Here is a 12,819-nt window from a genome sequence, read left to right as displayed (position 1 = left end):
GAATGCTCCTGGTCGGGGGTGTCTCACCCCGAGAGTCTATCGTGCCGTCCCTGTGCGGCCGCCGGGCTCAGATGCCCCGCGCGCCGGTGTCCAGAAAGCGCGCAACCGGCCCCGGGACGTAGGGCGCCACGTCCCCGCCGAGGCCGGCGACCTGGCGCACCAGCGAGCTGGAGACGAGCGCGTGCGCGGGATCGGTCAGCAGGAACACGGTCTCGATGTCGGCAAGGTGGCGGTTCACGATCGCCATCGGCGTCTCATAGGCCACGTCGACCTGAGAGCGGATGCCCTTGACCAGCACACTGGCATTGACATCGGTCGCGTAGTCGACCAGGAGCCCCATGCTCCACGACGCGACGACGATGTCCCCTTCGACCCCGAGCTCGGCGATCGACTGCTCGAGCAGCGAGAGCCGCTGCGCGATGGGCAGCATGGCCTGCTTGTCGGGGTTGTGCACCACCAGCACATGCACCGTGTCGTACAGTGCGGCGGCTCGGCTGATCACATCGAGGTGGCCGAGGGTGGGCGGGTCGAACGACCCCGGGACGACGGCGATCCGGTTGCTCACGTCCCCCAGCCTACCGGTCCGGCCTCGCGCTTCCTGAACGTCGTCATCAGCTCTTGGCCAGCGCCGCACGCTCCGCACTGTCCAGCCGCCGTTCGATCGCCTGGGCAAGACCGGCATGCTGCGACAGTGCCGGGTCGAGATCGAGGATCGCTTCGGCCTCTTCGCGGGCGAGCGCGATGAGGTCGGCGTCCTTGACCACGCGCAGCATCCGCAGAGACGTGCGGACCCCCGACTGCGCATCGCCGAGCACGTCCCCCTCGCCGCGCAGCTCGAGGTCCTTCTCGGCCAGTTCGAAACCGTCGGTGGTCTGCGCGACGGCGTCGATGCGCTCGCGAGTGGGGGTGTCGGCCGGCGCGCCGGTGACCAGCAGGCACAGACCGGGGATCGTGCCCCGCCCGACGCGGCCGCGCAGCTGGTGCAGCTGCGAAACGCCGAAGCGGTCCGCGTCGAGGATGACCATGGTCGACGCGTTGGCGACGTCGACGCCGACCTCGACGACGGTCGTTGCCACCAGCACGTCGATCTCACCGTCCGCGAACGCCCGCATGACGGCATCCTTCGTCTCCCCCGGCATGCGACCGTGCAGGGTCTGCACGCGCAGGTCCGCGAAGGCAGGATGTCCGGCGAGCAGACGCTCGGCCTGCACCACGCCCCACGTGATCGGCGTGGCCGCTGCCTCATCGGGCACGAGTGCCCCGGAGTCTTCGAGACCCTTGGCCGTGGTCGCCTCGGCGTCGATCGCCGGGCACACGACGAATGCCTGCCGCCCCTGTGCGACCTCTTCGGCGACCCGCTCCCAGACCCGCCCGAACCACCCGGGCTTCTCGGCGAGCGGCGTCACGAAGGTCTGGATGCCGGCCCGCCCCGGCGGCATCGTGCGGATCGTGGACACGTCGAGGTCCCCGAACACCGTCATGGCGACGGTGCGCGGGATCGGGGTGGCGGTGAGCACGAGCGCGTGCGGACTCGACCCCTTCGCCCGCAGCGACTCACGCTGCTCGACACCGAACCGGTGCTGCTCATCGACGACCACGAGCCCCAGATCGGCGAACGTCGTGCTCTCACTCAGCAGCGCATGCGTGCCCACCACGACCAGCGCCTGCCCGGCGGCGACACGCAAGGCCGCACGACGGCGCTCGGCCGCGGGCATCTGGCCCGTCAACAGCGTCGGCATGACCCGAGGGGCAAGCCGTGGGCCCAGCATGCGCGCGATCGAGCGCAGATGCTGGCCTGCCAGCACCTCGGTCGGGGCGATCAGCGCCGACTGTCCACCGGACTGGGCGACCTGCAGCATCGCGCGCAGCGCCACGAGCGTCTTGCCCGACCCGACCTCACCCTGCACGAGCCGGTTCATCGGCCAGTCGGCGACGAGGTCACCGGCGATCCGCTCCCCCACGGCGATCTGGTCCGGGGTGCGCGCGAACGGCAGGGCGGCATCGAACTCGGCCAGCAGATCGCCTGCGGGGCGACCCGTCGCCGACATCGCCCGAACGGACTGCCGCTGCTGCAGCAGTGCGGTCTGCAGCACCAGCGCTTCGTGCCAGCGCAACGTCTTCTTCGCCGGCCCGATCTGATCTTCGACGTCGGGGCGGTGGATGCGCTCGAGCGCCGTGCGCGCGGTGAGCAGGTCGTGCCGTGCGCGTATGTCGTCGGGCACCGGGTCTTCGACCTCGCCCAGTCCGTCGAGGATCATGCCGATCATCTTCGCGATGCGCCAGCTCGCCAGCGCCGCCGTGGCCGGGTAGATCGGAATCGGCTCGTTCGCCTTGGCCTCGGCGGTCATGCGCGCGGTGTCGACGTCGTCGAAAAGCTCGTAGTCGGGATGGGCGAACTGCAGCCCCCGCTGGTAGCGGCCCACTTTGCCCGAGAAGATGCCCTGCCGACCGACCTTCAACTCGTTCTGTCGCCAGCTCTGATTGAAGAACGTGAGCTTGAGGTCGCCGTAGCCGTCGGTGATGACGACTTCGAGGATGCTGCCCTTGCGCTGCCGCATCCGCCGGTCGGTGGCGCTCTTGACCTGCGCGACGATGGTGACCTGTTCGCCCTCCTGCAGCGACTCGATCGGGGTGAGCTGCCCGCGGTACGCATAGCGCCGCGGGTAGTGCGCAAGCAGATCGGCCACGGTATGCATGCCGAACGCGCGGGCGAGCGGACCCGCGGTCTTGCCGCCCAGGGCTCCGTCCAGCCGCATGGACAGCGAGTAGACCGTCATGCCTTCGAGTCTAGGCATGCCGTGCGACACGGTTTGTAGGCTGAGAACATGACGCGCATCATCGCCGGGACGGCCCGCGGCACGGTCATCGCCGTTCCCTCGGCAGGCACACGGCCCACCAGCGACCGCGTGCGCGAGTCGCTGTTCGGTGCCCTCGACGCCGCAGACGCGATCGCCGGCAGCCGCGTTCTGGACCTGTACACCGGGTCGGGCGCACTGGGGCTCGAGGCGCTCAGCCGCGGGGCGGCGGCGGTCGACCTCGTCGAGCGCTCGCCGCAGGCAGTCCAGGTGGCACGCGCGAACACCGCCAAGGTCGTCGCGGCCACCGGCGAGCCCACGACCGCCGCCATGCCGGCGCGCGTGCACAAGGCGGCGGTGACGGCGTTCCTGTCCACCGCAGCCGGGCCCTACGATCTGGTCTTCGCCGATCCGCCGTACGACGTCGCCGACGACGAGATCGAGGCGATGCTGGCCGCTCTGGCGGGCCTCATGGCCCCGGGCGGGCTCGTGGTGCTCGAGCGCAGCGCCCGGTCCGCCGGGCCCGTGCTGCCGCCCGAGCTCGCGCTGGATCGGCACAAGCGCTACGGCGACACGGCGCTGTGGTGGCTGCGCCGCCGCACAGACCGACCGGGCGGCTGATCAGCCCCGTACGGCGTCCCAGTCCCGGTACGGGTCCCATCCTCCGCGCCCCGTGTACGGCTCACCGTCGACGGTGACCGCATGAGCACCCCGCGCACGCACCCGCCCTATCGCGCGGAACCCGTCGGGCAGAACGGATCGCGCCGGAAAGGTCGCCAGCAGCGCGTGGTCCTCGCCGCCCGACAGCGCGCCGTGCACATCCGGTCCCAACTGCGACGAGTCCAGTTCCAGCGCCACGTCCGAGGCAGCAGCCATCCGCGAGGCGTCGAGGGCGAGGCCGTCTGAGACGTCCATCATCGCCGAGGCCCCGGCATCCGCCGCTGCCGTGCCGCCGGCCACCGGCGGCCGCGGGCGGAGCTGCGCTTCGACGAGGGATGCCTCAGGCGGGGTGAGCTCGTCGGGCCGCACAGCGAGCGGGTGTCCGTCGTCGTCGCGAAAGCGGTCGAACAGCAGCCGAAGTCCTGCCGCCGCGCGGCCGACGTCACCGGCAATCGCTACGATGTCGCCGACGCGCGCCCCGGAGCGGGTCACGGGCGCGCGCCCGCCGAGCACGCCCAGCGCCGTCACCGCCACCGTGAGCGTGTCGGAGACGGTCAGGTCGCCGCCTTCGATCGCGCAGCCGGGTGCGAGCGCGTCACACGCATCGCGCAGCCCGTCGGCCATCGCCGTCACGAACGACAGGCGTGTGGCATCCGGCATCGCGAGGGCGACCAGCAGCGCCGTGGGGCGTGCGCCCATCGCCGCCACATCGGCGAGGTTCACCGCCGCGGCCTTCCAGCCGAGGTCGTATCCGCCGGTCCATGCCAGGCGGAAGTCCGGACCGTGCACGAGGGTGTCGACCGTCGCGACGACGCGTCCGTCGGGAGCGTCCAGCACGGCCGCGTCATCCCCGGGGCCGAGCGGCGACGTCGACGGGGGGAATCGGTCCAGGATCGCCCGCAGCACGGTGCCTTCGCTGAGCTCGCCCACGGTCGGATCGGTCATCGCTCCACGCTATCGGGTCTCACAGCCGGGTTAGCCTGGAGGGGTGACCCGTACCCTCCGCGTCGGCGCATCCCGCCGCACAGCGCACGCGCGCCGCCGCACAGCACACTCGCGACGCGGCACAGCACACTCGCGGCGCGGCACGGTGCTCGCCGCTGCGGCCGCCCTCACCCTCGCGGCCACTGTCGCGCTGGCAGGATGCTCCGCCACCGTCTCGGTAGACCCTGCGCCGGACGCGAACAACCCGAAGTGCGCCGAGATCATGGTGCGGCTGCCGGGCACCATCAGCGATCAGGCCCGCGTGTGGACGGACGCACAGGCCACGGCCGCCTGGGGCACGCCCACACGCATCATCATGGCGTGCGGCGTGACCCCGCCGGGTCCCACGACCCTCAAATGCGTGTCGCTGGGCGGCGTGGACTGGATCGTCGACGAATCCACGCAGCCGAACTTCCGCATCACGTCGTACGGGCGCACTCCCGCCGTCCAGGTGTTTCTGGACGGCGGTGACAGCGGCGTCGATCCGAATGCCGTGCTGACCCAGCTCGGGCGCCTGGTGGCCGCCCACACGCACAAGACCGCCGGCTGCACGGATCCCGGCACCGTCGCCCAGTGACGGCCGCCGCGCAACGCTGTCAGGCCGTGACTCGGGCCCGATTCAGCGCCGTGTCGATGAGGTCGGAGATCAGCTCGGTGTAGGTCATGCCGCTGGCGATCCAGCACGTGGGGAACATCGAGATCGGTGTGAACCCCGGCATCGTGTTGACCTCGTTGACGAAGAACTCGGTGCCCGTGAAGAAGAAGTCGACACGCGACAGGCCCTGACCGCCCAGCGCGTCGAACGCCCGCGCCGCGATGCGCTGCATCTCCCGCAGCTCGCCCTCCTGCAGCGGGGCCGGACAGATCAGATCGATGCCGGGGGCGTTGAGGTACTTCGCTGCGAAATCGTAGAAGTCCCGGCCGCTGATGACGACCTCCCCGGCCACGCTCACCCGCGGCAGACCGTCGCCGCGCGCTTCGAGCACTCCGCACTCCAGCTCGCGGCCGACGACGGCCTGCTCGACGAGCACCGTGCCGTCTTCGGCGAACGCGACATCCAGTGCCTCGTCCAGCGCGCCCCACTCGTCGACCTTCGACACGCCGACGCTCGAGCCGGCGCGGGCGGGCTTGACGAACACGGGCAGCCCGAGCCTCCGCATCCGCTGCTCCCACATCCGACGGTCGCGCGCGAGATCTGCGCGCGTGACCGACACCCAGGGCACGACCGGCACGCCGGCGGCCGTGAGCACATTCTTGGTGGCGTTCTTGTCCATGCCGAGCGCCGACATCAGCAGACCTGCGCCGGCATAGGGGATGTCGAGCAGCTCGAGAAACCCCTGGATCGTGCCGTCCTCGCCCCACCGGCCATGCAGGATCGGCAGCACCAGGTCGATGTCGCCCAGTGAGCGCGTGCCGGTGGCATCGATCACGCGCAGCTCGCGGCTGCGCGCAGAGTCGGGCCACACGATCCTGGTGCCGTTGTCGACGACTTCGGGCAGGTGCGCCGGGTCCAGCGCGAATTTGTCGGGGTCGTCGTCTTCGAGCACGAACGCGCCGTCGCGGGTGATCCCGACCGGGATCACGTGAAAACGGTCGCGGTCAATGGCGTGGAGCACTCCCCCCGCCGTTGCGGAGCTGATCGAATGCTCGCTGGATCGACCGCCAAAGAGCACCGCCACCACCGGCTTGTCCATGCTGCGTCCTCTCACCCTTCGGTGTGTCGTCATCGGTCGTCAGGTGCGGCGCGATGTGCCGCGGGTCCATCGCGCCGTCCAGCACGCGCTTGACCTGCTCCACGATCGGCATCTCGACGTGGGCGGCGCGCGCGAGATGCAGCACCGGTGCGACGGAGGCCAGTCCCTCGGCGGTCTGCTGCATCTGCTTGACGACATCCTGGAACTTGTATCCCTGGCCCAGCAGGCGCCCGGCGGTGTTGTTGCGACTGAGCGGCGACTGGCACGTCGCGATCAGATCTCCCAGGCCCGCCAGCCCCTGCAGCGTCTCGGGCTGCGCACCGTGCGCGACGGCGAAATCGGTCATCTCCACGAGACCCCGGGTGATGATCGACGCCTTCGTGTTCTCGCCGTAGCCGACGCCGTCCACAATGCCGATCGCGACGGCGATCAGGTTCTTGAGCACGCCGCCGAACTCGGTGCCGACCACATCGGTGTTCACGAACGTGCGGAAGTACTTGTTGCGAGCACGCCGGGCCACCGCATCCGCCGTCTCACGGCTGCTGGAGGCCACCACCGCGGCGGTCGGCTGCTCCCGGGCGATCTCCAGCGCGAGGTTCGGCCCGGATGCGACCGCGATGCGGTCGGGGTCGCAGGTCAGCACCTGCTCGAGCACCTGGCTCATCCGCAGTCCGGTGCGCCGCTCCATGCCCTTCATGAGCGACACGATCGGAGCCGTCGAATCGGCAACCAGCGGCCGTACCTCGGTGAGGATGTCACGGGCCGACTGGCTCGGCACGCACACGTAGATCTGCTCCGCGCCGTTCAGAGCCGCGCGCAGATCCACAGTCGCCGACACCGAACGCGGCAGGTTGATGCCGGGCAGGTAGCGGCTGTTGCGCTTGGCTTCGTCGATCTCGTGGGCCAGTTCGGGCCGTCGGGCCCACATCGTGACGTGCGCACCGCCGTCGGCGAGAATCTTTCCGAACGTGGTCCCCCAGCTGCCGGCGCCGAGGACCGCGATCCTGCCCGGTGCGTCATGTCTCGGAGTCAAGGCGCCCCGTCTCTCTCTGCCCGTGCGCGACCGGATCCCAGCGCTCGGGTGGAGCGGGGATGCCGCGCAGCTGCGCCAGAAGCTCGGCAATGGCATTCATCGTCTTCGTGGTCGCTTGGGCGATGGTCGCAGGCTGGCTGCGCGTGCGCACGAACTCCGACACGTCCACCGGGTCGCCCAGCAGAACCGTCATCCGCTTGCGCAGAGGCCACAGCCGCAGCTTGCCGTAGCGGGGCAGGAGCTCCTGCGCCCCCCACTGCGCCATCGGGATGAGCGGGATCTTCCCCGACATCGCCAGGCGCACGGCACCGGACTTGCCGCGCATGGGCCACAGGTCGGGGTCACGCGTCAGCGTGCCTTCGGGGTAGACGATCACTCCCCGGCCGTGCTCGACGAGCAGGCGCGACTGCGTGATGGTCTCGCGTGCCGCCGCGACGGTCGTGGCGCGTGCGACCGGGATCATGCCGGTGGCTCGCAGCGCCCAGCCCAGGACGGGAACACGGAACAGACTCTCTTTTGCCATGAAACGGGGCGCCCGCCCTATGCGCCAGACCGCGAGCGCGACCACGAGCGGGTCGATCTCACTGTGGTGATTCACGGCGAGCACGAACGGTCCCGTCCGCGGCAGCTTCTCGGCGCCACGGATCTCGACGCGCGCGAACAGTCCGAAGATCGGGAGCACGATGGCGGCCAGCACCCAGAAGACGCTGGGCTTGCGTTTCTCGTCAGACGTGCCCGCAGAAGTCGGCTGCGTCTGGTCACCGCCCATCACCGTCACCCGAGGACGTCGAAATCTGCGCCGAGGGCCGCGAGCTTGCTGAAGAACTTCTCGTACCCGCGGCTGATGATGCCCACGTTGTGCACGGTCGACTCCCCCGTCGCCGTCAGCGCGGCGATCACGTGGCTGTAGCCGCCGCGCAGATCGGGCACCGTGATGTCGGCGCCGGTCAGGGCGGTGGGACCGGTGATCACTGCCGCCTGCTCGAGGTTGCGACGAGGCACTCGACGCGGGCCCCGCTGTAGGCCGTGCGGGTGAACGACGATGCGCGCGCCCATCTTGACCAGCGCGTCGGTGAAGCCGAACCGGTTCTCGTAGACGGTCTCGTGCACCACCGATTCGCCGTGCGCCTGTGTGAGCGCGACGATCAGGGGCTGCTGCCAATCGGTCATGAACCCGGGATGCACGTCCGTCTCCACAGTGACCGGGCGCAACTCGCCGCCACGACGGAACAGGATGCCGTCCTCGCGGATGTCGAAGTCGCCGCCGACCTTGCGCACGACGTTGAGGAATGTGAGCATCTCGGGCTGACGTGCCCCACCCACGAAGATCTCGCCGTCGGTCGCCAGCGCTGCGCTGGCCCAGCTCGCCGCCTCGTTCCGATCGAAGATCGCGCGGTGCTCGTAGCCCGAGAGCCGATCGACGCCCTCGATGAGGATCGTGCGGTTGGGCTCGTAGGAGATGAGCGCGCCCATCTTCTGCAGGACCGCGATCAGGTCCATGATCTCGGGCTCGATCGCCGCGTTGCGCAGCTCGGTGACGCCCTCGGCGCGGACGGCGGTCAACAGCACCTGCTCGGTGGCACCCACGCTCGGATACGGCAGATGGATGCTGGCCCCGTGCAGCCCCGCCGGCGCCGAGAGCCGGATGCCGCTGGGCAGCTTCTCGACGACGGCGCCGAACTTGCGCAGCGCATCCAGGTGGAAGTCGATCGGACGGTCGCCGATGCGGCAGCCGCCCAGGTCGGGGATGAATGCCTGACCCAGCTGATGCAGCAGCGGACCGCAGAACAGGATCGGAATCCGCGACGCGCCGGCGTGGGCGTCGATCTCCTCCATGTGGGCCGATGCGACATCCGACGGGTCGAGGTGGAACGTGCCCTCCTCATCGCCGTCGGTGACCCGAACACCGTGCACTTCCAGCAACGAGCGCACCACGGCGACGTCGCTGATGTCGGGCACGTCGTGCAGCACGCTGGGCGTGTCGCCGAGCAGGGCTGCCACCATCGCCTTGGTGACGAGGTTCTTCGCGCCCTTCACATCGACCCGGCCGCGCAGCGGGTGCCCGCCGCGGATGGTCAGCGTTTCACCGGACCCCCCTATGCGACCGTCCGTGGATGCCAAGCCGTTCAGGAGTGTCATTCAGTGTGCCTCACATTGTCAGTGATTCAATCGGCGGTACGGGGCTGCACCGGCAGAGTGCGTGGTCGCCAGTTTGCGCGACGTGCCTCGAATTCGGCAATCCGGTCCTTGTTGCGAAGGGTCAGCCCGATGTCGTCGAGACCTTCCAGAAGCCGCCACCTAGTGTAATCGTCGATCTCGAAATCGACCTGGATGTCGCCCAGGACCGCGGTACGCGCCGCGAGGTCCACTGTCATCTCCACGCCCGGGTCAGCCTCGATCGCCGCCCACAGGCGCTCCACATCGGCCTCCGAGATCACCCCTGTGACCAGGCCCTGCTTACCCGCGTTGCCGCGGAAGATGTCGGCGAACCGCGGGCTCAGCACCACCTTGAAGCCGTAGTCGCGCAGCGCCCAGACGGCATGCTCTCGGCTGGAGCCTGTGCCGAAGTCGGGGCCGGCGACGAGAATGGATGCCGACTGGTAGGGCTTCTGGTTCAGCACGAACTCGGGGTCCTGCCTCCAGCTGGCGAACAGCGCGTCGTCGAAGCCCGTCTTGGTGACGCGCTTGAGGTACACGGCGGGGATGATCTGGTCGGTGTCGACGGCGGAGCGGGTCAGCGGCGCGGCGATCCCCGTGTGGGTCGAGAACTTGTCCATGTCAGGCGCCCTTCCTCTCGTTCGCCGCCGCCGTGCGCTCAGGCAGCTCCGCCAGGTCGCTCGGACTCGACAGTGTTCCCCGCACCGCGGTGGCCGCGGCGACCAGCGGAGAGACCAGATGCGTGCGTCCGCCCTTGCCCTGCCGCCCCTCGAAGTTGCGGTTGCTCGTGGAGGCGCACCGCTCGCCCGGTGCGAGCTGGTCGGGATTCATGCCCAGACACATCGAGCAGCCGGCGAAGCGCCATTCGGCCCCGAACTCCTCGAAGACCTTGTTCAGGCCCTCCGCCTCCGCCTCCAGGCGCACGCGGGCAGAACCGGGCACGACCATGACACGCACGCCCTCGGCCTTCGTACGTCCCTTGATGATCGACGCGAATTGGCGCAGATCCTCGATGCGACTGTTCGTGCAGGACCCCATGAACACGGCATCCACGGGGATCTCCTTCATCGGCGTGCCCGGCTGCAGATCCATGTAGGTCAGCGCGCGCTCGGCGGCGGCCTTCAGGTTGGGGTCGGCGAAGTCGTCGGGCGAGGGGATGCTGCCCGACAGCGACACGCCCTGCCCGGGGTTCGTCCCCCACGTCACGAACGGTTCGAGCTTCGTGGCATCGACGAAGACCTCGGCGTCATAGACCGCGCCCTCGTCGGTGGGCAGCGTGCGCCAGTAGGCGACCGCGTCGTCCCAGTCCTGCCCCTGGGGTGCGTGCGGACGCCCCTTCAGGTAGGCGAAGGTCGTCTCGTCAGGGGCGACCATGCCCGCGCGGGCGCCGGCTTCGATCGACATGTTGCAGATCGTCATCCGGCCCTCCATCGACAGGGACCGGATCGCGCTGCCGCGATACTCGAGCACATAGCCCTGCCCGCCGTTCGTGCCGATCTCGGCGATCACCGCCAGGATGATGTCCTTCGCGGTCACGCCGTGACGCAGCTCGCCCTCCACGGTGATGGCCATCGTCTTGAACGGTTTCAACGGCAGCGTCTGCGTGGCCAGCACGTGCTCGACCTCGCTCGTGCCGATGCCGAAGGCCATCGCTCCGAACGCCCCGTGCGTCGAGGTGTGGCTGTCGCCGCAGACCACCGTGATGCCGGGCATCGTCAGGCCCAGCTGGGGGCCCACGACGTGGACGATGCCCTGCTCTTTGTCGCCGAGCGAGTGCAGCCGCACACCGAATTCCGCGCAGTTGCGGCGCAGCGTCTCGATCTGCGTGCGGCTGGTGAGATCGGCGATGGGCTTGTCGATGTTCAGCGTCGGGGTGTTGTGGTCTTCGGTGGCGATCGTCAGATCCAGCCGTCGCACACCACGGCCCTCGGTGCGCAGGCCATCGAACGCCTGGGGGCTGGTGACCTCGTGCAGCAGGTGCAGGTCGATGTAGATGAGGTCGGGCTGACCGTCTTCGCCTTTGACTACCAGGTGGTCGTCCCACACCTTCTCGGCGAGGGTGCGCGGGTGCTCCGGGATGACCGATGCGGATGCGGATGCGGATGTGCTCATTGCTGTTCGTGCTCCTTGGGAGAGAGGGTCACGCCCACGACGAACTCCGCGACGAGCCTGGGCGGTAGGTCAGAACTCGCCGCGGCACATAAGAAGGAGCCGCGCGCTTTGCACCCGCTCAGAATAACACCGCCGGCAACGCCCCCGGCCGTGCATGACAGCGCTCACTCCGGGTCGCGCGGCCCGCTCATCGCGGACCGTGCCCGCTCGCGGCGCGCGGCGATGAGGCTTGCTCCGGTGGCCACCGCCATGGCGACGATGATGACGATCAGCGACGCGACTGTCGAGATCTCGGGCGCCCACTCGACGGATTTGCCGCCGTTGATGAACGGGATCTCGTTCACGTGCAGGGCGTGGGCGAACAGTTTGACGCCGATGAAAGCGAGGATGAACGCGATGCCGTAGTGCAGGTACTTCAAGCGGTCCAGCAGCCCGCCCAGCAGGAAATAGAGCTGGCGCAGACCCATCAGGGCGAACACGTTCGTGGTGAACACGATGAAAGCGCTGTGCGTGATGCCGAAGATCGCCGGGATCGAGTCGATCGCGAAGATGAGGTCTGTGACGCCGAGCGAGAGGAAGACGAGAAGCATCGGCGTGAACACGCGCTTGCCCTCGACGGTCGTGCGCAGCTTGGCGCCGTCGTAATGATCGCTGATGTTGACGAAGCGGCGCAGGAAGCGCACAATGCCCGTCTCGGTCTGGGCATCGTCGTCGCCGCCGCCGAAGGCCTGCCGCCACGCGGTGTAGACGAGGAACAGGCCGAAGACGTAGAAGATCCAGCTGAAGTTCTCGATGAGTGCGGCCCCGAGCAGGATGAACACGCCGCGCAGCACGAGCGCGATGATGATGCCCACCATGAGCGCTTCCTGCTGGTAGCGCCGTGGCACCGAGAACTGCGTCATCAGCAGCACGAACACGAAGAGGTTGTCGATCGACAGGCTGTACTCGGTCAGCCATCCGGCGACGAACTGGCCCATGGCATCCGTGCTGCCGGTTGCCCACAGCAGCAGCGCGGCGAAGATCAGCGCCAGGACGACGTAGAACACGACCCACGCGGATGCTTCCTTCATCGATGGGATGTGCGGGCGCTTGAGGATGATCAGCAGATCGGCGGCGAGGATCAGGACCACCACGCTCATGGCGGTGACCTCGAACCACACCGGAATGACGAAGTCCATGCGGGCCTTTCGAGGGTCGGCGTTGCGTCGAAAGTCTCTCCCCCGCCGTAACGGTGCGCGCCCGGAGGCCCTCCGACGGGCCTCGTGATGACGGACGCGCGATATCGGGATACTCCCTCTCGCCCCGACAGTCTAACGGGCCGCCGGCGGGTGATCCGACCTGCGACGCGCAGTGGACACGTCCGCGGTCACATGACCTTCACAGC

The 12,819-nt window shown here is 69.0% G+C and carries 12 protein-coding genes; 2 read left to right on the top strand and 10 right to left on the bottom strand.

All coding sequences use genetic code 11. The features are described 5' to 3' along the window. Positions 1-67: 67 nt before the first annotated feature. Both coaD and QU603_RS06985 read right to left on the bottom strand, forming a co-directional pair. Positions 68-565, bottom strand: a complete 498-nt coding sequence (coaD, locus tag QU603_RS06990; RefSeq protein ID WP_308493764.1) for a pantetheine-phosphate adenylyltransferase — start codon at positions 563-565, stop codon at positions 68-70. A 46-nt stretch (positions 566-611) separates the two neighbouring features. Further along, positions 612-2,777, bottom strand: coding sequence for an ATP-dependent DNA helicase RecG (locus QU603_RS06985; protein ID WP_308493763.1), 2,166 nt, complete (start codon positions 2,775-2,777; stop codon positions 612-614). A 48-nt stretch (positions 2,778-2,825) separates the two neighbouring features. Between QU603_RS06985 and rsmD the strand changes: the two genes are divergently transcribed. Beyond that, positions 2,826-3,416 (top strand): 16S rRNA (guanine(966)-N(2))-methyltransferase RsmD, encoded by a 591-nt coding sequence (rsmD, locus tag QU603_RS06980; protein ID WP_308493762.1) that lies wholly within the window; start codon positions 2,826-2,828, stop codon positions 3,414-3,416. Here the strand turns inward: rsmD and thiL are convergent, their stop codons facing one another. Further along, complete coding sequence (thiL, locus tag QU603_RS06975; protein ID WP_308493761.1) at positions 3,417-4,400, bottom strand: thiamine-phosphate kinase; 984 nt, start codon at positions 4,398-4,400, stop codon at positions 3,417-3,419. A gap of 43 nt (positions 4,401-4,443) precedes the next feature. On the opposite strand from thiL, the gene QU603_RS06970 reads away from it, so the two are divergent. Next, positions 4,444-5,016 carry a DUF3515 family protein gene (locus QU603_RS06970; RefSeq protein ID WP_308493760.1) on the top strand — a complete coding sequence of 191 codons (573 nt, stop codon included), beginning with the start codon at positions 4,444-4,446 and terminating at the stop codon, positions 5,014-5,016. Positions 5,017-5,035: 19 nt separating this feature from the next. Here the strand turns inward: QU603_RS06970 and QU603_RS06965 are convergent, their stop codons facing one another. From QU603_RS06965 to QU603_RS06935, 7 genes are all read right to left on the bottom strand, one after another. Further along, complete coding sequence (locus QU603_RS06965) at positions 5,036-6,133, bottom strand: D-alanine--D-alanine ligase family protein (RefSeq protein WP_308493759.1); 1,098 nt, start codon at positions 6,131-6,133, stop codon at positions 5,036-5,038. Next, entirely contained in the window at positions 6,039-7,166 is a 1,128-nt protein-coding gene (locus tag QU603_RS06960; RefSeq protein ID WP_308493758.1) for an NAD(P)H-dependent glycerol-3-phosphate dehydrogenase, read from the bottom strand. The genes QU603_RS06965 and QU603_RS06960 overlap by 95 nt, the downstream gene beginning before the upstream one ends. Further along, positions 7,150-7,935 (bottom strand): lysophospholipid acyltransferase family protein, encoded by a 786-nt coding sequence (locus QU603_RS06955; protein WP_308493757.1) that lies wholly within the window; start codon positions 7,933-7,935, stop codon positions 7,150-7,152. Before QU603_RS06955 ends, QU603_RS06960 begins: the two co-directional genes overlap by 17 nt. 5 nt (positions 7,936-7,940) lie before the next feature. After that, positions 7,941-9,305, bottom strand: a complete 1,365-nt coding sequence (murA, locus tag QU603_RS06950) for a UDP-N-acetylglucosamine 1-carboxyvinyltransferase (RefSeq protein ID WP_308493756.1) — start codon at positions 9,303-9,305, stop codon at positions 7,941-7,943. Positions 9,306-9,331: 26 nt separating this feature from the next. Then, positions 9,332-9,943: a 3-isopropylmalate dehydratase small subunit gene (gene leuD, locus QU603_RS06945; protein WP_308493755.1), complete on the bottom strand. Its 612-nt coding sequence runs from the start codon at positions 9,941-9,943 to the stop codon at positions 9,332-9,334. Between the two features lies 1 nt (position 9,944). After that, positions 9,945-11,435 carry a 3-isopropylmalate dehydratase large subunit gene (gene leuC, locus QU603_RS06940; RefSeq protein WP_308493754.1) on the bottom strand — a complete coding sequence of 497 codons (1,491 nt, stop codon included), beginning with the start codon at positions 11,433-11,435 and terminating at the stop codon, positions 9,945-9,947. 164 nt (positions 11,436-11,599) lie between these two features. After that, positions 11,600-12,613 carry a TerC/Alx family metal homeostasis membrane protein gene (locus QU603_RS06935; RefSeq protein ID WP_308493753.1) on the bottom strand — a complete coding sequence of 338 codons (1,014 nt, stop codon included), beginning with the start codon at positions 12,611-12,613 and terminating at the stop codon, positions 11,600-11,602. Positions 12,614-12,819: the final 206 nt, after the last annotated feature.

The organism is Microbacterium terrisoli (genome assembly GCF_030866805.1).
In the GTDB taxonomy this organism is placed as follows: Bacteria; Actinomycetota; Actinomycetes; order Actinomycetales; family Microbacteriaceae; genus Microbacterium; species Microbacterium terrisoli.
Note: the sequence above shows the minus strand (reverse complement) of the source record. Positions and strands in the feature narration are given on the sequence as shown.